This window comes from Rhodanobacter sp. UC4448_H15 (assembly GCF_052978265.1).
Genome location: NZ_CM129665.1, coordinates 2,063,996 through 2,082,487, shown reverse-complemented (window position 1 = coordinate 2,082,487; position 18,492 = coordinate 2,063,996). Strand labels below are relative to the sequence as shown.

The window sequence follows — 18,492 nt, the reverse complement described above, 5'->3', positions numbered from 1 at the left end:
ACCGGCGGCACGCGGATTCAGGCAGCCAACCTATGGCGCGTGGCCAGCCGGCGGCGGCATCGTGCGACGACGACGCCAGTTGTTCACCACGCCATAGACGCCGATGGCGATCCAGGCGGCCTCCAGCAGGAAGGCGGACAGGTTGAAGCTGCCGAATACCAGCGACAACAGCACACCGAGCGCGCCGAAAATGTTCATCGTCTGGTAGATCAGCCCGTTGCCATGCAGGCGATGCCCCTGCAGCAGCAGAAAGGCCAGCAACACCAGCGCCACCCCGAGATAGCCGGCCCAGTCGTACCAGAAGAAAGTCATCGCTTCGCTCCGCGCTGGCGCAACGCCTCGAACAAGGCCACGCCAGTGGCGACGGAGACGTTGAGGCTTTCCATCGAACCGGGCATGGGGATCTTCGCCACGAAATCGCACAGTTCGCGGGTGAGCCGGCGGATGCCCTCGCCTTCGCTGCCCAGCACCAGCGCCACCGGTCCCTTGAAGTCGATACCGTAGATCGTGGTCTCGGTGTCGCCCGCCAGGCCGGTGATCCACACGCCGGCATCCTTCAGCTCGCGCAGTGTACGCGCCAGGTTGGTCACCGCGATCAGCGGTACCCGGTCGGCGCCGCCGGCCGAGGCGCGGCGCACCACCGGCGTGAGGCCGACCGCGCGATCCTTCGGCACGATCACCGCGGTGACTTTCGCCGCGGCGGCGCTGCGCAGGCAGGCGCCGAGGTTGTGCGGATCGGTGACACCGTCCAGCACCAGCACCAGGGTATCGCTGCCGTCGCGTTCGAGCAGGCCGGCAAGGTCGCTTTCGTGCGCGGCCGGCGCCGCCTCGTAACGCGCCGCCACGCCCTGGTGGCGCGCTTCGCCCGCGTGCTTGTCCAGCTCCTCGCGCGGACGGTGGCGTACCGCGATGCCCAGCTTCTTTGCGCGCTCGGCCAGCTCCAGCACGCGGGCGTTGCGCTGGCCGTTCTCCACCAGCAGCTCACGCACGCGCTCGGCATCGTTGCTCAATGCGCCCTCGACGGGATTGATGCCGACGATCCAGCTCTCACTCATGGCTTGCCTTTCGGTTTCGGTTTGCGGCCGCCGTGCTTCTTCGGCGCCGGCGGGACGGCAGCCGGGGCCGGCGCGCGCCTGGCGGAACCGTCCTTGCGCGGGCGACGATCGGACGACGGTTCGACCCTGCGGCCCTGATGCTGGCCGCCGGCATGCTGGCGCCCTGCCGGCGGCTGTGCACGCGGCGGCGGACTATCGCTCGCCGCAGCCTTGCGCGGGGCCGGCGCCGGTGTGGCAACCTCGGCCTCCTTGCGGCCGAATGCGCGGCCGATCGCCTTGGCGGCGCGACCGAACATGCCCGGTGCCTTGGTCGTGGCGGCCGCCTTCTTCGGCAGCGAATAGCGCTCGCCCGCGGCGGCATAGTCATACGCCTTGCCGCTGCCGGTCGGGGCCGGAGCCGGGGCCGACGTGCGCGGCGAGACCAGGCGGAAGTCGATCTTGCGATCCTCCAGGCTCGCGCGCAGCACCTGGATGCGCACGTGGTCGCCGAGGCGGAACTGCGCGCCGGTGCGCTCACCCTTGAGCAGCTTGCGCACCGCGTCGAAGTGGTAGTAGTCGTTCACCAGCTGGCTGATGTGCACCAGGCCGGAAACCTTCGATTCGTCCAGCTCCACGAACAGGCCGAACGAGGTGACCCCGGTGACCACGCCGTCGAACTCGCTGCCGATGTGCTTCTCCATCCACGCGCACTTGAAGCGCTCGTCCACGTCGCGCTCGGCCTCCTCGGCACGACGCTCGCGCTGCGAGCAATGCACGGCCATAGCCGCCACCTCGGCGGGCGTGTAGGTGTAGTCGCTGGGCTTGCCGCCGGTCAACGCGTAACGGATCGCGCGATGCACCAGCAGGTCGGGATAACGACGGATCGGCGAGGTGAAGTGCGCGTACGCCTGCAGCGACAGGCCGAAGTGGCCGCGGTTGTCGGGCTGGTAGGCGGCCATGCTCTGCGAGCGCAGCAGCACGCTCTGGATCAGTTCGCGCTCGGGGCGATCGCGCACCAGCGCGAGGATCTCGGAGAAGTCGGCCGGGGTCACCTCCTCCACCGGCGGCATGCGCAGCTTGAACTCGCGCAGGAACTGCTGCAGGTCCTCGTATTTCTCCGCCGGCGGCGGCTCGTGTGCGCGGAACAGCGCGGGGATTTTCCTCTTCTCCAGGAACAGCGCGGCCTGCACATTGGCCGCGATCATGCACTCCTCGATCAGCTTGTGCGCGTCGTTGCGTTCGGTGGCACCCATCGACTCCACGCCGCCGCTCTGGTCGAGACGGAACTTCACCTCCGGCGTCTCGAAGTCGATCGCGCCGCGGCGCTTGCGCTGCGCCGCCATCGCCTTGTACAGCGCGTGCAGGTTCTCGAGCTGCGGCAGCACGTCGGCGACCTCGTGGCGTGCGTCCTTCTCGCGCAGGCCGACCGCTTGCCACACCTTGTCGTAGGTCAGCCGCGCATGCGAGCGCATCACCGCGTCGTAGAACTTCGAACGGGCGACGTTGCCCTCGGCGTCGACGGTCATGTCGCAGACCATGCACAGCCGCTCGACCTTCGGGTTCAGTGAGCAGATGCCGTTGGAAAGCGTCTCCGGCAGCATCGGCACGACGAAGCCGGGGAAATAGGTGGACGTGCTGCGCTCGTATGCCTCGCGATCCAGCGCGTTGCCTGCCTGCACGTAGTGCGACACGTCGGCGATCGCCACGATCAGCCGCCAGCCACCACCACGCTTCGGCTCGGCATACACCGCATCGTCGAAGTCGCGGGCATCGGCGCCGTCGATGGTGACCAGCGGCAGCTTGCGGATGTCGGTACGGCCTTCCCGCTCGGCAGCGGTCACCTCCGCTTCCACCTGCGCCGCATCACGCAACACTTCGGCCGGCCATTCGTGCGGCAGGTCGTGGCTGGCGATCGCCATCTCCACCACCAGCGAGGGCTGCAGGCGATTACCCAGCACCGCGCGGATCTCGCCCAGCGGACCGCGGTAAGGCGTCGGCGGGTCGGTGATCTCCACCACCACGATCTGGCCGGACTCGGCGCTCTGCTCCTGGCCCGGCTTGATGATCACGTCCTGGTTCAGGCGGCGATCGTCGGGCGTGACCAGGGTGACGCCATCCTCGATCAACACGCGGCCGACCAGGCGCGGCGAGCGACGTTCCAGCACTTCGGCGATCGCACCCTGCTTGCGGCCGCGACGGTCGATGCCGACCACGCTGGCCAGCACGCGATCACCATGCAGCACCGTACGCATCTGCTGCGGCGACAGGTACAGGTCTTCGCCGCCCTCGTCGGGGCGCAGGAACCCGTAGCCCTCGGCGTTGGCCAGCACGCGGCCGGCGATCAGGTCGAGCTTGCGCGTCGGCGCGTAGCCGCCGCGCCGGCCCAGCAGCAACTGGGCATCGCGCACCATCGCCGCGAGCCGCTTGCGCAGTGCCTCGAGGTCGACTTCATCGTGAATCTGCAGCGCGTCGGCGATGCGCGCTTCGGTCAGCAGTTCGCCGCGCTCTTCCAGCAGGGCGAGGATCGCCTCGCGGCTGGGGATGGGGCGCGCATAGCGCTGTGCCTCGCGATTGGCATGCGGGTCGCGCACGGCGCCGGTGGCAGCCTTGCCGCGCTTGTCCGGCGCGGATGGCCCGCGCGACGAGCGACTGCCGGTTTTCTTCGGGGGGCGCGCATCCGGGGAACGGCCGGACGTGGGGGGAGTTTTTCTGGTCACTAAGTATCCTTGTGGTGTCACGCGGCGCAGAGAATGACACGGCGCGTGCGATGAGGGTGAAAAAGAGTTGACAAGCCAGCGGTCGATGCCTACATTACGCGGCTCACGCAGCTCGCTGAGCAGTGTGGCACCTTGCCCAGGTGGCGGAATTGGTAGACGCACTAGCTTCAGGTGCTAGCGGGGGCAACTCCGTGGAGGTTCGAGTCCTCTTCTGGGCACCAATTGTAAACGAAGGCCGCCTTTCAAGGCGGCCTTCGTCTTTTCAGGGTTTGCATTGAAGTCAGGAAGACGTCCGCCCCGCGTGAACCGTTCGCCCCGAGCGTAGACCGAAGCGTCGAAGTCGAAGGGTCGCCACGCGGGAGCCGACGAGCCCTTCGACTTCGCTGCGCCACGCTCGGAGCGAACGGTGTGCGTGCAGTCTTTCGCACTTCAAGCGATTGCCGGCCCCTTCAACTCGACCATGTTTCCCTGCGGGTCGTAGAGGTAGATCGAAGGACCCTCGCCTCGCGCGCCATAGCGCGAACCCGACTCGCCGATGCGCACGCCGTGCGCCCGCAGATGGGCCAGGATCGCCGCCTCGTCGTAATCCTCCACGCGCAGGCACAGGTGGTCCATGTTGTGGCCCTGTGCAGCCGGTGCCGCGCCGCCGAGACGGCCGAGCTTGCCGTCGATCGCCACCAGATCGATCAGCGAGGCGCCGGCACGCAGTTGCACCAGGCCGATCTCGTCCTGGCGCCGCTCCTCGCGGCAACCCAGTACGTCGCAATAGAAGCGCTGCATGGCCACCGGGTCGATGGCGCGCAGCACCACGTGGTCGATCTCGCCGATGCGGAGCATGCGGGTTCCTCCACTGGACGGGGCGCCAAGCATAGTGCCGGTTCCACCTGAACCGCGCCCGCCGCACACGTGCCCGACCTGTATAATCGCCGGGGTAAAACGCATGGTGGGAGAAGCCGCGCGCTCCCGACCGGAGCACCGGCTGCCGAAGACGCAACGCCCGTAATCGCTCAGGCCCCACACCACCACGCGTCAAACACTCTGGAGAGAGCGGTTGAATCCGCCGCCGAAGGGGCACGAAACGCCGCCGCGTTTCCAAACTCTCAGGCAAAAGGACAGAGGGGCGCCCCACGTGCGGCACGGCACGTTGTCTGCGGATGCCCTTTCATGACCTCGAAGAACCCGACCTCCCTGCGCGACCTCGAACACCACGGCGCGTTCATCGAACGCCACATCGGTCCGGACGACGCCGAGATCGCACAGATGCTGCGCGTGATCGGCCACGATTCGCTGGAGTCGATGACCGACGCCATCGTTCCCGGCTCGATCAAGTCCGCCGCCCCGCTGGCCTTGCCCGAAGCGATCACCGAGGAGGCCGCGCTGGCCAAGATCCGCGCGATCGCCGGCAAGAACCAGGTGTTCCGCAGCTTCATCGGCCAGGGCTATTACGGCACGCTGACGCCGAACGTCATCCTGCGCAACATCCTGGAGAATCCGGCCTGGTACACCGCGTACACGCCGTACCAGGCGGAGATCTCGCAGGGCCGCATGGAGGCGCTGATCAACTTCCAGACGATGTGCGCCGACCTCACCGGGATGGAGATCGCCAACGCCTCGCTGCTGGACGAGGCCACCGCCGCGGCCGAGGCGATGACCCTGGCCAAGCGCTCGTGCAAGTCGAAGTCGAACGTGTTCTTCGTGTCCAGCGGCGTGCACCCGCAGGCGCTGGAAGTGGTGCGCACGCGCGCCGAACCGCTGGGCATCGAACTGGTGGTCGGCGCGGACAGCGATGCGGCCGGTACCGATGCGTTCGGCGTGCTGCTGCAGTACCCGGACACCTTCGGCAGCATCAACGATTACCAGGCGATCGCCGACGCCGTGCACGCGCGCGGCGGCGTGGTCGCGGTCGCCACCGACCTGCTCGCGCTGACCCTGATCGCCGCGCCCGGCGAATGGGGCGCCGACATCGTGGTGGGCAACTCGCAGCGCTTCGGCGTGCCGTTCGGCTTCGGCGGCCCGCACGCCGCGTTCATGGCCTGCCGCGACGCGTACAAGCGCTCGATGCCGGGCCGCCTGATCGGCGTGTCGATCGACACCGAGGGCAAGGCGGCCTACCGCCTCACCCTGCAGACGCGCGAGCAGCACATCCGCCGCGAGAAGGCCACCTCCAACATCTGCACCGCGCAGGTGCTGCTGGCGGTGATGGCCAGCATGTACGCGGTCTACCACGGCCCCGCCGGGCTCACCCGCATCGCGCGCCGCACGCATCGCCTGGCCGCGATCCTGACCGTCGCGCTGCGTCGGGCCGGCGTGAAGGTGGGCGGCGATTTCTTCGATACGCTGCACATCACCGGCATCGACGCCGCCGCTGTCCATGCCAAGGCCCGCGCTGCAGGCATCAACCTGCGCGAGCTGGACGCCAGCAGCCTCGGCATCAGCCTGGACGAGACCACCACCCGCGCCGACGTCGTCGCACTGGCGGGCCTGTTCGGTGCCGAGATCGACATCGACGCGCTCGATGCCGAAGTCCACGACGCGCTGCCACGCACGCTGCTGCGCAAGAGCGACTTCCTCACCCACCCGGTGTTCAACACGCACCACAGCGAGCACGAGTTGCTGCGCTACATGCGCGCGCTGGCCGACAAGGACCTGGCGATGGATCGCACGATGATCCCGCTGGGCTCGTGCACCATGAAGCTCAACGCCACCGCCGAGATGATCCCGGTCACCTGGCCGGAATTCGCCAACATCCATCCGCTGGCGCCGGCCGCCCAGGCGCAGGGTTACAAGGAACTGATCGACGGGCTGGAAGCGATGCTGGTCGAATGCACCGGCTACGACGCGGTGAGCCTGCAGCCGAACTCCGGCGCGCAGGGCGAGTACGCCGGCCTGCTGGCGATCCGCGCCTACCACCGCTCGCGCGGCGAAGCGCATCGCGACATCTGCCTGATCCCCGAATCCGCCCACGGCACCAACCCGGCCTCCGCGCACCTGTGCGGCATGACCGTGGTGGTGACCAAGTGCGACAGCAACGGCAACGTCGACGTCGAGGACATCCGCCGCGCCGCCGAGAAGTATTCGGACCGTCTCGCCGCGCTGATGATCACCTACCCGTCCACGCATGGCGTGTTCGAGGAGGACATCGTGGCGATCTGCGAGATCGTGCACGCGCACGGCGGCCAGGTGTACACCGACGGTGCCAACATGAACGCGCTGGTCGGCGTGGCCAAGCCCGGCAAGTGGGGCTCGGACGTGTCGCACCTGAACCTGCACAAGACCTTCTGCATCCCGCACGGCGGTGGCGGCCCGGGTGTCGGCCCGTGCGCGGTGAAGTCGCACCTCGCCCCGTTCCTGCCGAGGAAGTTCGGCGAGGAAAGCCCGGTCGGCATGGTTTCTGCGGCAAGCTTCGGCAGCGCCTCGATTCTGCCGATCAGCTGGATGTACATCGTCATGATGGGCCAGCAGGGCCTGCGCAAGGCAACGCAAGTGGCCCTGCTCAACGCCAACTACATCGCCAAGCGGCTCGAAGCGCACTACCCCACCCTGTACACCGGCCGCAACGGGCTGGTGGCGCACGAGTGCATCCTCGACCTGCGCCCTCTCAAGGACGCCACCGGCATCGGCGCCGAGGACGTGGCGAAGCGGCTGATCGACTTCGGCTTCCACGCGCCGACGCTGAGCTTCCCGGTGTCGGGCACCTTGATGGTGGAACCGACCGAGAGCGAATCGCGAATCGAGCTGGACCGCTTCATCGACGCGATGATCCAGATCCGCGACGAGATCCGCGCGATCGAGGAAGGCAAGCTCGACCGCGAGGACAACCCGCTGAAGAACGCCCCGCACACCGCCACCATGGTCAGCGCCAGCGAGTGGACCCACGCCTACCCGCGCGAACTGGCCGCCTTCCCGCTGGCCAGCCTGAAGCTGCAGAAGTACTGGCCGCCGGTCGCCCGCGTCGACAACGTCTACGGCGACAAGCACATCATGTGCGCCTGCATCCCGGTGGATGCGTACAAGGAAGAAGCCGAGGCCTGAGCCCGAAGGGCAGGCTCAGCCGGTTGCAGCCCGCGGCATGCCCGCGGGCTGCGCGTTCCCGGCACGCGGGCCGACCCCGCTGGAGTGCGCGCGCGTCGACAACACCAGCGCGACCTGATGTTCGGCACGCATGCGGGCGGCCTTGGCGGCAAACCACGCCTTGGGCCCCGCCAGCAGCACCGCGCAGACTGCGTTGGCCCGGCAAAATGCGTCGATGCTCTGGCGCAGGTGGACCAGCAGACGTTCGTTGAACGCCTCGTTCAATGCCTCGACGCGGAACGGCGGCGCGACATGTTCATCGAGCATGCCGGCCAGCGACGTTGCCACCTGCAGCGCAAGCCGCCGGTTGTGGCGCGTCACCTCCGGCGCACCGGCCGGGGCCTGCCAGGCACCGTCGAGCGCGTCGACCAGCTCGTGGAACTCGCGGCGATTCAGCGGACGCTGCTGCACCGGCAGGCTGCGTCGGCGGATCAGCCATGCCTGATCCGCCGCAGGCAATGCATGCGAACGGTGGGTGGCGCGGTCGAGTGCCTCGCGCGGCGACAAGCCATCCGCGCCCAGCAGGTCGGCCAGTGCCTCACGCGTCAACGGTTGCGCCCGCGCGCTGCCATCCGGCGTGTACCAGCGGCGATATTCGAGCGTGGTGGGGGAAAACAGGTCGCGTGGCGGCTTGACCGTGGCGCGCGCTTCGTCCGCATCGTCCAGTGCCGGCGCAACCGCGCGCAACCCGGCCGTCTGGGCGGCGGCGATGCGGTCGAGCAGGATTTCGGCCTTGACCAGATGGCCGTGGTAAGTCGCATGCCGGTCGCAAGCCTCGCGCGCCGGCAGGAAAAGAAAACGAAGGCGGGACCCGGGGTTGCCGATCACCGATGGCCCGAAATGGGCGAGGAAAACTGAACTGGACTTGCGCACAAACCGACCTGTTTGCCGGGGCTGATGCGAATGTCCTGCCGCGATGCCCCGGATCTGATGGACTGACCGCCCTCACCAGGCGGCCTCGCGCTCACGATGGCACACGTCGAAGGCACGAAATGTGGCACAGAGCTCATTCCGGGGTTGATCCCGTCGACACCCGATTACCGCGATTGGCGCAAAAACAGGCATCATGGGTGGCTCGCTTCCCGCGCAACCCGCGTGCGGCCCGGCCCGCAGCGCGCCGGCGATGCCCTGTTCGACCACGACCGACGCCCTCATGACCACGACCTGCCCGCCCTCTGCCGACGAAACGGACGCCGAACTGCTGGCGCAGGCGCGTGCCGCCATCCGGCTGCTGCAGACCATTGCCGACGACCGCGGGCTGCTCGAGCGGCTGCCCGTCGCGGAACGCCAACAGCTGCACCAGGCCGTGGCACGGATGTACCACCCCGAACCGGGCGCGCGCCGGATTCGCCTCAAGGCCGCGGAGAAACAACGCCACGCCGCGCGCATCCAGGCCGAAGACACCGTGCTGAACCAGACCGGCATCCGCGCCCTGCGCCGCAAGCCGGTGTTCACCACGCCGAACGCGTTCGCGCCGGAAGGTTTCCTGCCGCACGACGTGCCGCCCGCGGCCGACGCCGCGCAGCCGCGCGAGTCGGTCGAGCCGAAGCACTGCTACGTGTGCAAGCGCAAGTACTCGACCATCCATTTCTTCTACGACCAGCTGTGCCCGGAATGCGCCGCGTTCAACTACACCAAGCGCAGCGAACTGGCCGACCTGCGCGGGCGCGTGGCACTGCTCACCGGCGGCCGGGTGAAGATCGGTTACCAGGCCGGCCTGAAGCTGCTGCGCGCCGGCGCCGAGCTGATCGTCACCACGCGCTTCCCGCGCGACTCGGCGGCGCGCTACGCGGCCGAGCCGGACTTCGCCGACTGGGGCCACCGCCTGCAGGTCTACGGCCTGGACCTGCGCCACACGCCCAGCGTCGAGGCGTTCTGCCAGAAACTGGTGGCAACCCGGCCGCGGCTGGACTTCATCATCAACAACGCCTGCCAGACCGTGCGCCGCCCGCCGGATTTCTACGCACACATGATGGAAGGCGAGACCGCCGCGCTGCACGAGCTGCCCGAGCACGTGCGCCGGCTGGTCGGCCATTACGAAGGCCTGCGCGGCGCGGAGATCCTGCCCGGCAGCAGCGCGCTGGCCAGTCGCGGCGCCGACCTGCCCGGGCTGAGCCGGGCCGCCGAGCTGTCGCAGCTGCCGCTGCTGCCGGAAGAACTGCTGGCGCAGAGCCACCTGTTTCCCGAGGGCCGACTGGATCAGGACCTGCAGCAGGTCGACCTGCGCCAGCGCAACTCGTGGCGGCTGCTGATGGCCGAGGTGCCGTCGGTCGAATTGCTGGAGGTGCAGTTGGTCAACGCGATCGCGCCGTTCATCATCAACGCGCGGCTGAAGCCGCTGATGCTGCGCACGCCCGAGCGCGACAAACACATCGTCAACGTGTCGGCGATGGAGGGCCAGTTCTACCGCAGCTTCAAGACCACCCGCCACCCGCACACCAACATGGCCAAGGCCGCGCTGAACATGATGACGCGCACCGCGGCCACCGATTACCACAACGACGGCATCCACATGAACAGCGTCGACACCGGCTGGGTGACCGACGAGGACCCCGCCGAGCTGGCGGCGAAGAAAGTGCGCGAGGAACGCTTCCACCCACCGCTGGACATCGTCGACGGCGCCGCACGCATCGTCGACCCGATCATCCACGGCATCAACACCGGCGAGCATGTGTGGGGCCAGTTCCTGAAGGACTACCGCCCCACCGACTGGTGAGCCACTGGTGCCGGGGCGACGACAATCCGTTTCCTTCGCGCCGGTTTCAGACGGCACTGCGTAGCCTTATCTTGCGGACAGGCGCCATCCGGCGCGATCAAGCATGAGGAGCAACGCCGTGATTGAACGCAGACCCTTCGACCGCCTGGGCGGAGCCGACCACGGCTGGCTCAACGCCAAACACCATTTCTCCTTCGCCAGCTACCACGACGCGAATCGCATGGGCTGGGGCGCGCTGCGCGTGTGGAACGACGACACCATCGCGCCGCAGACCGGCTTCCCGCCGCACCCGCACGCGGACATGGAGATCATCACCTACGTGCGCGAAGGCGCGATCAGCCACCAGGACAGCCTGGGCAACGCCGGCCGCACCGAGGCCGGCGACGTGCAGGTGATGAGCGCCGGCAGCGGCATCACCCACAGCGAGTACAACCGGGAGGATGTGACCACGCGCATCTTCCAGATCTGGATCATCCCCGACGAGAACGGCCAGCCGCCGTCGTGGGGCGCGCGGCCGTTTCCCAGGGGCGATCGTTCCGGGCGCTTCGTGGCACTGGCCAGCGGCTTCAAGGACGACACCGAGGCGCTGCCGCTGCGCACCGATGCGCGCGTGCTGGGCGCCACGCTGAAGGCCGGCGAAAGCACCGAGTACCTGCTGCCCCCCGGCCGCTACGCCTACCTGGTACCGGCCACCGGCAAGGTGGACCTCAATGGCGTGCAACTGGACGCCCGCGACGGCGCCGCGATCCGCCAGGAGTCGACGCTGAAGGTCACCGCGCTGGAAGACGCCGAGCTGGTGCTGGTCGATACCGCGCCCTGAGCTTCGCGCATGCGGGCACGAGTGGCGCCCGGTGCCGACGCCCCGGCGGGCGCCGGCACGGCCAGCTCCAATTCGATCGCAAGACCCGGAGTGCCGCGGTGGCTGCCGGTCCGTAGATTGCGCCTTGAGCGATAATCCGACGGAAGGAACAGCCATGAAAACTCCCGAGAAACAGGCCGCACGTGCCGCCACCCTCGCCGACCCGCGCTGGGCCGCCGTGCAGGCACGCGATGCGCGTGCCGACGGCAGCTTCTTCTACTCGGTGCGCAGCACCGGCGTGTACTGTCGGCCGTCCTGCGCGGCGCGCCCCGCCCGCCCCGAGAACGTGGCGTTCCACGCCACCGCCGCCGAGGCGGAGCGCGCCGGCTTTCGCCCGTGCAGGCGCTGCCGGCCCGACCAGCCATCGCTCGCAGAGCAGCAGGCGGCGATGGTCACCGCCGCCTGCCGACTGATCGAGCAGGCCGAGACCGTACCCACGCTCGAACAGTTGGCGCAACCGAGCGGACTCAGCCCCTTCCACTTCCACCGCGTGTTCAAGGCGGTTGCCGGGGTGACCCCGAAGCAGTACGCCACGGCGCATCGCAACCGCCGCGTGCGCAGCGGCCTGGAGCGCAGCCACACGGTGACCGAGGCGATCTTCGATGCGGGCTACAACGCCAGTAGCCGCTTCTACGAAACGGCGAACGAGGTGCTGGGCATGACGCCCTCGCGCTATCGCGCCGGCGGTGCCGACAGCGAGATCCGCTTCGCCATCGGCGCCTGCTCGCTCGGCGCGATCCTGGTGGCGCAGAGCGCGCGCGGCGTGTGCGCGATCCTGCTCGGCGACGACCCCGACGCGCTCGCGCGCGAGCTGCAGGATCGCTTCCCCAGGGCCAGGCTGATCGGCGGCGACCGCGACTACGAGCGCCTGGTGGCGCAGGTGGTCGGCTTTGTCGAAGCCCCTGCGCTGGGACTGGATCTGCCCTTGGACGTGCGCGGCACCGCGTTCCAGCAGCGCGTATGGCAGGCGTTGCGCGAGATCCCGGTCGGCAGCACGGCCAGCTACAGCGAGATCGCGCGGCGCATCGGCGCGCCCAAGGCTTCGCGGGCGGTGGCGCAGGCATGTGCCGGCAACATGCTGGCGGTGGCGATCCCCTGCCACCGCGTGGTGCGCAACGACGGCGACCTGTCCGGCTACCGCTGGGGCGTGCCGCGCAAACGCGCGCTGCTGGAGCGCGAGGCGCAGGCATGAACGCGCAACTGCGCCCTGCCCCCGACACCGGTGCGCGGCTGCAGGCATACGACTGGGCCGGCATCGGCGATGAACTCGACGCACACGGCTGCGCGATGCTGGAGGCCCTGCTGTCGCCGCAGGAGTGCGCGAAGCTGGCAAGCATGTACGCGGACGACGAACATTTCCGCAGCCGCGTGCCGATGGCCCGCCACGGTTTCGGCCGTGGCGAATACCGCTATTTCGATTACCCCCTGCCCGAGCTGGTGGCCGGGCTGCGCAGCGCGGTCTACCCGCGGCTGGCGCCGATCGCGAACCGCTGGAACGCGTCGATGGGACTGCCCGCGCGCTACCCCGCCACGCATGCCGAATTCATCGAACGCTGCCACGCCGCCGGCCAGCGCCGCCCCACTCCGTTGCTGCTGCAGTACGGCACCGGCGACTACAACTGCCTGCACCAGGACCTGTACGGCGAGCACGTGTTCCCGCTGCAGCTGGCGATCCTGCTGTCGGAGCCGGGGCGCGATTTCAGCGGCGGCGAGTTCGTGCTGACCGAGCAGCGCCCGCGCATGCAGTCGCGCATCGAGGTGGTGCCGCTGCGCCAGGGCGATGCGGTGCTGTTCGCGGTGCACCAGCGGCCGCTGCAAGGTACCCGCGGCAGCTACCGGGTGAACATGCGCCACGGCGTCAGCCGCGTGCGCCGCGGCCATCGCCACACGCTTGGCATCATCTTCCACGACGCCACATGATCAGCGCCGACCTGTTCGCCGCCACGCCTGCGCCTGCCCGCCGGGACGAGCCATTGTGCGAGGGCGCGATGGTGTTGCGCGGGTTTGCCCTGGCCAGCGAGGCGGTGTTGCTGCAGGCGCTCGATGCGATCACGGCGCAGGCACCGTTCCGCCACCTGGTCACACCCGGCGGCTTGCGCATGTCGGTGGCGATGACCAATGCGGGGCCGCTGGGCTGGGTCAGCGATCGTCGTGGCTACCGCTACGACCCGATCGACCCGGACAGCGGCCGGCCCTGGCCACCGATGCCGGCGGTCTTCCTGCAACTGGCCGATGCCGCGGCGGCGCACGTCGGTTTCACCGGCTTCGTGCCGGATGCCTGCCTGCTCAACCGCTACGAGGCCGGCGCCCGGTTGAGCCTGCACCAGGACCGCGATGAACGCGACCTGGGCCAGCCGATCGTGTCGGTCTCGCTGGGCATCCCGGCCGTGTTCCTGTTCGGCGGCCTGCAGCGCGCGGATCGCCCGCAACGCGTGCCGCTGGCGCACGGCGACGTGGTCGTGTGGGGCGGTCCGGCGCGGCTGCGCTATCACGGCGTGCTGCCGTTGAAGCCACATCATCACCCGCTGCTGGGCGAGACCCGGATCAATCTCACGTTTCGTCGGGCGGGCTGACGCCGAGCCGGTGTCCGTACACCAGCTTGCCGCCGAGCCAGCCGGCCACGGCCAGGCACAGGAAACCCGACACGCTCAGAGCGATCGCCAGCAGGCTCGGCGCGATGAAATGCGTGCCGTGCAGGCGCAGGAACAGGCTGGCCACGTAGCAGCAGAGCGCGCCCATCACCATCAGCATGTGGCGGTTGACGTCCTTGAGCGCCGGGTTGTCTTCGGCGACCTTGGCCAGTTCGAGCAGGCCGGCCAGCATGGCGGGGATCGAGAAGCCGATCCCCGCCAGCAGCAGGATGCCGGCGAAGCGCCACGCCGGTTCGCCCCAGGCCAGGCTGGCCAGATCCGCCGCGGTGGCCAGCGACCAGCAGGCAATCGGGAAATGCACCAGGGCCGGATGCAGCGGATGGCGCATGACAGCGACTCAGGCCAGCAGCAGGCTGAGCAGGGTCAGGAAACCCGCCACCGCGACGCCGGCGTGCACCAATACCACGGCCTTCGGCGCAACCTGCTTGCGCAGATGGAACGAGGCGAGGAAGAAACCGCCCAGCGCGGCCAGTACCAGCAGGGCCAGCGCCGCGGTGAGCCGTGCCGGCGCCGCACCCTGCAGCACCACCAGGATCAACAGCACCAGGCCGCTGGCGCCCAGCAGCGCGTGCAGCAAGGAAATTGCCCACGGCGCCAGCTTGCCGCGCAGCACGCTGGAAGCCAGCACCAGGCCGCCGATGGCGGCGATCGCAAAAACCAGAATCGCATAGAGCAGCATGTCGTTCCCCCGATTGGCACGTTGATGAAGTGAGCAGCATTCGATCCGATGCGGCGGGTTGCCCAAAGGTTCCCGCGCTCGACCATGGTGCAGGTGCCCGCGCCGCCGCGGCTTGCTACCCTCGTCGGATCGTCCGGTTCGCGAGGCAGACATGACACCCACCCACGGCATCCACACCATCGACACCGGCTTCGTGCGGCCGCGGTTCGATGCGGCCTACCTCATCGTGGAGAACGGCCGCGGCGCCTTCATCGACTGCGGCACCAACTTCGCCGTGCCGCGCATGCTGGCGGCACTGGATGAGGCCAGCATCGCGCCGGCGGACGTCGACTGGCTGATCCTCACCCACGTGCACCTGGACCACGCCGGCGGCGCCGGCGAGCTGATCGCACAACTGCCGAACGCGAAGCTGGTGGTGCATCCGCGCGGAGCACGCCACATGATCGACCCCAGTGTGCTGTGGGCCGGCGCCAGCGCGGTGTACGGCGAGTCGGTGATGGAACAGACGTATGGACGCTTGCGGCCAGTGCCTGCCGAGCGCGTGGTCGAGGCGGGGGACGGCCACGTCGTCGACCTTGCCGGACGCACCCTGCGCTGCCTCGATACGCCGGGCCATGCGCGCCACCACATCGCCATCCACGACGCACGCGCCAACGTCTTTTTCACTGGCGACGTATTCGGCCTTTCCTATCGCGACTTCGACACCGCGAACGGTCCGTTCATCCTGCCCACCACCTCGCCGGTGCAGTTCGATCCGGAGGCGCTGCATGCGTCGATCGAGCGGCTGCTCGCGCTGAAACCCGAGGCGATGTACCTCACCCATTACGGCCGGGTGGAGAGCGTCGAGCGGCTGGCCGCCGACCTGCATGCGCAGATCGACGCGATGGTGGCCATCGCCCGCGCCGCGCACGGCTCGCCCGAGCGGCATGCCGTGCTGGTGGAATCGCTCACCGGGCTCTATGCCGCCCGCGCGCAGGCCCATGGCTGGCAGCAGGGACGCGACGCGCTGCGCCAGTTGCTGGGCATGGACATCGAACTGAACGCGCAGGGGCTGGAGGTGTGGCTGGGGCGCTGAGCGCCCGCCGCTGGCAGCTCACTTTGCGCGTGCGTCGCGCCGCTCTTGTGCCAGCCGCGCCTCGAAGCGCGGCTGCGCCGCCGCGGCATAGGCGCGGCAGGCACCGGCGTCGATCAGGGCCGCGGAGTCGTGCTCGCGATCGCGTGCGGCAATCTTCTGCATGAAGCCGCTGGCTTCGGGATGCGGGGTGATCAGGATGTCGCACGGCAGCGCGGCGACGGTCGCGAAGGACCGGCGGAAAGCCGCCACGCGCGCCGGGTCGTCGCTGTAGCGGAAGCCGTCGCGGCTGAGCGCGGTGAGGCTGTCGACATAGGCCAGCGCAAGGCAGCGCCCCTGCTCGCACGAGCGCCAGGTCCAGGACGTGCTGCCAGGCGTATGGCCGGGCGTGTAGTGCGCCGTGACCGCGATCGGCCCCACCCGCACTGCCGCGCCATCGGCGACCACTTGCACCGATGCCACCGCCGGATAGCGTGTCGCCATGCCGTACTGCGGATCGTCCGGGTCGTTGCCGCCGGACCGCAGCTCCTTCGCCCCGGCCGCACTGGCCGCCACCGAGGCGCCGCTGTCACGAGCCAAACGGGCGATGCCGCCGGCGTGGTCGAAGTGGGCGTGCGAGTTGAGGATCAGCTTCACGTCGCGCAAGCGGAAACCGAGCGCGCGGATGTTCGCCTCGATCTGCGGCACGTTGCCTTCCAGCGTGCCGTCAATCAGCACATGGCCCTGCGGCGAGGTGATCAGGATCGCGCTCAATCCCTGCGTGCCCACGTACCAGCTGTTGCCATGAATGTGGAAGGGCTTTTGCGGCGCACTCCAGCGCGCCTCATCCGCTTGCGCGAAACCCGCCACCGTCAAGGTGACAACAAACCATAACGCGCGGAGAGATGGATTCATGCCGGGGATTCCGTGGGGACGAGGCCGTCATGCTCGCCGACGACGCGGCGCTGGCGCGGGCGCATCGCTGGCAAATTGCGGGCGCGGCTCGCTCAGGCCAGCCGCGTACCGTTCGGCACCGGGCGTTCGACCGCGGTGAGCACCACGCCCTCGTCGGTGGGAAAGCCGGTGAGCAGGAATTGCGAGCGGAACGGGCCGATCTGCTTTTCGGGGAAGTTGATCACACCCACGACCTGTCGGCCGAGCAGGTCGTCGGCCTGGTACAACGCGGCGATCTGCGCGCTGGTCTTCTTCTCGCCGTAGGGGCCGAAATCCACCCACACTTTCCACGCCGGCTTGCGCGCTTCGGGAAACGGTTCGACCCGGATCACCGTGCCGGCGACGACCAGCACTTTCTCGAAATCGGCCCAGCTGATTTCGGGGCAATTCGCTGCACTCATCCTTCCAGCCTCGTCTTCAGACAATCGCGGCTCTGCTGCCACCAGTAGCTGGCTTGCGCCGCCAGATAACCGAACGGACGGTGCGTGCTGCCCAGGCCATAGTCGGCAAAACGTTTCCAGCCATCGTCGCCCTCGGCGATCGCCGCCGCCAGCAGTTCACCGGCCGCGCAGGTCGGGGCCAGGCCGTGGCCGCCGAACGCCTGCGCCCACCACAGGCCGTCGCCGCTGCCGCCGATCTGCGGCATCTGGTGCCGTGCGTAGCTCATCAGGCCCGACCAGGCGTGCTCGATCCGCACGCCGGCCAGTTGCGGGAACACCCGCAGCAGGTCCCGCGTCAGCAGGCGCTGCACGCCGCGCGGCGAGCGGTTGAGCACCGAGATGCGCCCACCCCACAGCAGTCGCGTATCCGGCAGCGCGCGGTAATAGTCGAACGCGAAGCGGCTGTCGTAGATCGCCGCGCGGGTGTGCAGGCACTCGTCCAGTCGATCGCCGAGCGGTTCGGTCACCATGACGTAGGTGGCGATCGGCAGGATCGCCCGGTCGATCGGCTTCTGCAGGCCGGCCAGGTAGCCGCCGCAGGCCAGCACGACCTCATCGGCCAGCAGCTCACCTTGCGCCGTGCGCAGGCGCCACTGCCGGCCTTCGCGCGCGAGGCGGCGCACGCCGCTGTGCTCGTGGATGCGCACACCCTGCCCGGCCGCCGCCGCGGCCAAGCCGATCGCGTAGTTGAGCGGGTGCAGGTGCAGCGCATCACGCTCGTACAGGCCGTCGTGATAACGCTCGCTGCGGATGCGTGCGCGCAACTCCGCTTCGGGCAACCACTGCCAGTTCACGTCGTAGTGTTCGGCCAGCAGTTGCTGGCGCCGGCGCAGCACCGCGGGGTCACGGAACCAGTTGGCCCAGATCACGCCTTCGTCGACCGCGTCGCAGGGGATGGCGTAGTCGGCGACACGTCGTCGGATGCGCCCGACCGCCGCGATGGTCAGCTGGAACAGGGCCTGCGCACGCGCTTCGCCCAACTGGTCGAGCAGCGCCTGCTCGCCCAGCGAATAGCCGGCGAAGACGAAACCGCCATTGCGACCGGAGGCGCCGAACCCGACCTGCTCACGTTCCAGCAGGACCACGTCGCGCACGCCGCGCTCGGCCAGGCCCAGCGCGGTGTTCAAGCCGGCAAAGCCGCCGCCGATCACGGCAACACGTGCGTGCGTGCTGCCCTGAAGCGGCTCCCAGGCCGGGTACGGCGTGGCAGTGGCGCGGTAGTAGGACGTGGGCGAGGGGGATTTCATGCTGCAGCGACAGGCGGCACCAGTGTCCGTGACCGGGCAAGCATATCCTTCATGCCAGGACGTCGTGGCAGCC

Annotated in this window: 17 protein-coding genes, 1 tRNA gene and 1 riboswitch; of the genes, 8 read left to right on the top strand and 10 right to left on the bottom strand. The window is 69.0% G+C overall.

The features are described 5' to 3' along the window. Positions 1 to 30: 30 nt before the first annotated feature. Genes ACVCMI_RS09335 through rnr form a run of 3 tightly spaced genes read right to left on the bottom strand, consistent with a single transcriptional unit; the run spans position 31 to position 3,751 of the window. On the bottom strand, positions 31 to 312 hold the full coding sequence (locus tag ACVCMI_RS09335) for a CBU_0592 family membrane protein (protein WP_395118204.1): 282 nt from the start codon (positions 310 to 312) through the stop codon (positions 31 to 33). Beyond that, entirely contained in the window at positions 309 to 1,055 is a 747-nt protein-coding gene (gene rlmB, locus ACVCMI_RS09330; protein ID WP_447099038.1) for a 23S rRNA (guanosine(2251)-2'-O)-methyltransferase RlmB, read from the bottom strand. Before rlmB ends, ACVCMI_RS09335 begins: the two co-directional genes overlap by 4 nt. Then, a complete protein-coding gene (rnr, locus tag ACVCMI_RS09325; protein ID WP_447099039.1) occupies positions 1,052 to 3,751 on the bottom strand; it encodes a ribonuclease R in 2,700 nt (899 codons plus the stop codon). The genes rlmB and rnr overlap by 4 nt, the downstream gene beginning before the upstream one ends. Before the next feature lie 134 nt (positions 3,752 to 3,885). On the opposite strand from rnr, the gene ACVCMI_RS09320 reads away from it, so the two are divergent. After that, positions 3,886 to 3,972: transfer RNA gene (locus ACVCMI_RS09320), tRNA-Leu, on the top strand. Between the two features lie 208 nt (positions 3,973 to 4,180). Here the strand turns inward: ACVCMI_RS09320 and ACVCMI_RS09315 are convergent. Beyond that, a complete protein-coding gene (locus tag ACVCMI_RS09315) occupies positions 4,181 to 4,588 on the bottom strand; it encodes a VOC family protein (protein WP_447099040.1) in 408 nt (135 codons plus the stop codon). Between the two features lie 191 nt (positions 4,589 to 4,779). Then, a riboswitch (glycine riboswitch) is annotated at positions 4,780 to 4,877 on the top strand. A gap of 38 nt (positions 4,878 to 4,915) precedes the next feature. Here ACVCMI_RS09315 and gcvP point away from each other — a divergent pair. Beyond that, the gene (gene gcvP / locus ACVCMI_RS09310) at positions 4,916 to 7,783 is read left to right on the top strand and encodes an aminomethyl-transferring glycine dehydrogenase (protein ID WP_447099041.1); all 2,868 of its coding nucleotides are present in this window, start codon (positions 4,916 to 4,918) and stop codon (positions 7,781 to 7,783) included. Positions 7,784 to 7,798: 15 nt separating this feature from the next. Here the strand turns inward: gcvP and ACVCMI_RS09305 are convergent, their stop codons facing one another. Further along, on the bottom strand, positions 7,799 to 8,695 hold the full coding sequence (locus tag ACVCMI_RS09305; protein ID WP_395118189.1) for a hypothetical protein: 897 nt from the start codon (positions 8,693 to 8,695) through the stop codon (positions 7,799 to 7,801). Between the two features lie 280 nt (positions 8,696 to 8,975). Between ACVCMI_RS09305 and ACVCMI_RS09300 the strand changes: the two genes are divergently transcribed. From ACVCMI_RS09300 to alkB, 5 genes are all read left to right on the top strand, one after another. Beyond that, positions 8,976 to 10,538, top strand: a complete 1,563-nt coding sequence (locus tag ACVCMI_RS09300) for an SDR family NAD(P)-dependent oxidoreductase (RefSeq protein ID WP_447099042.1) — start codon at positions 8,976 to 8,978, stop codon at positions 10,536 to 10,538. Positions 10,539 to 10,656: 118 nt separating this feature from the next. Then, the gene (locus ACVCMI_RS09295; RefSeq protein WP_447099043.1) at positions 10,657 to 11,358 is read left to right on the top strand and encodes a pirin family protein; all 702 of its coding nucleotides are present in this window, start codon (positions 10,657 to 10,659) and stop codon (positions 11,356 to 11,358) included. A 154-nt stretch (positions 11,359 to 11,512) separates the two neighbouring features. Then, a complete protein-coding gene (gene ada / locus ACVCMI_RS09290) occupies positions 11,513 to 12,589 on the top strand; it encodes a bifunctional DNA-binding transcriptional regulator/O6-methylguanine-DNA methyltransferase Ada (RefSeq protein WP_447099044.1) in 1,077 nt (358 codons plus the stop codon). Then, positions 12,586 to 13,317, top strand: coding sequence for a 2OG-Fe(II) oxygenase (locus ACVCMI_RS09285; protein WP_447099045.1), 732 nt, complete (start codon positions 12,586 to 12,588; stop codon positions 13,315 to 13,317). The genes ada and ACVCMI_RS09285 overlap by 4 nt, the downstream gene beginning before the upstream one ends. Then, a complete protein-coding gene (gene alkB / locus ACVCMI_RS09280; RefSeq protein WP_447099046.1) occupies positions 13,314 to 13,970 on the top strand; it encodes a DNA oxidative demethylase AlkB in 657 nt (218 codons plus the stop codon). The genes ACVCMI_RS09285 and alkB overlap by 4 nt, the downstream gene beginning before the upstream one ends. Here the strand turns inward: alkB and ACVCMI_RS09275 are convergent. Both ACVCMI_RS09275 and ACVCMI_RS09270 read right to left on the bottom strand, forming a co-directional pair. After that, entirely contained in the window at positions 13,948 to 14,376 is a 429-nt protein-coding gene (locus tag ACVCMI_RS09275) for a DUF2231 domain-containing protein (RefSeq protein WP_395118177.1), read from the bottom strand. The two genes, alkB and ACVCMI_RS09275, sit on opposite strands and share 23 nt — an antisense overlap. A gap of 9 nt (positions 14,377 to 14,385) precedes the next feature. Then, positions 14,386 to 14,727 carry a hypothetical protein gene (locus tag ACVCMI_RS09270; RefSeq protein WP_395118175.1) on the bottom strand — a complete coding sequence of 114 codons (342 nt, stop codon included), beginning with the start codon at positions 14,725 to 14,727 and terminating at the stop codon, positions 14,386 to 14,388. A gap of 151 nt (positions 14,728 to 14,878) precedes the next feature. On the opposite strand from ACVCMI_RS09270, the gene ACVCMI_RS09265 reads away from it, so the two are divergent. Further along, entirely contained in the window at positions 14,879 to 15,802 is a 924-nt protein-coding gene (locus ACVCMI_RS09265) for an MBL fold metallo-hydrolase (RefSeq protein WP_447099047.1), read from the top strand. 18 nt (positions 15,803 to 15,820) lie between these two features. On the opposite strand, the gene bla is transcribed toward ACVCMI_RS09265, so the two are convergent. The 3 genes from bla to ACVCMI_RS09250 form a co-directional block, all read right to left on the bottom strand. Then, a complete protein-coding gene (gene bla, locus ACVCMI_RS09260; protein ID WP_447099048.1) occupies positions 15,821 to 16,693 on the bottom strand; it encodes a subclass B3 metallo-beta-lactamase in 873 nt (290 codons plus the stop codon). 92 nt (positions 16,694 to 16,785) lie between these two features. Then, complete coding sequence (locus tag ACVCMI_RS09255) at positions 16,786 to 17,133, bottom strand: tRNA-binding protein (RefSeq protein WP_395118170.1); 348 nt, start codon at positions 17,131 to 17,133, stop codon at positions 16,786 to 16,788. Next, positions 17,130 to 18,419, bottom strand: coding sequence for an NAD(P)/FAD-dependent oxidoreductase (locus ACVCMI_RS09250; RefSeq protein ID WP_447099049.1), 1,290 nt, complete (start codon positions 18,417 to 18,419; stop codon positions 17,130 to 17,132). Before ACVCMI_RS09250 ends, ACVCMI_RS09255 begins: the two co-directional genes overlap by 4 nt. Positions 18,420 to 18,492 lie beyond the last annotated feature (73 nt).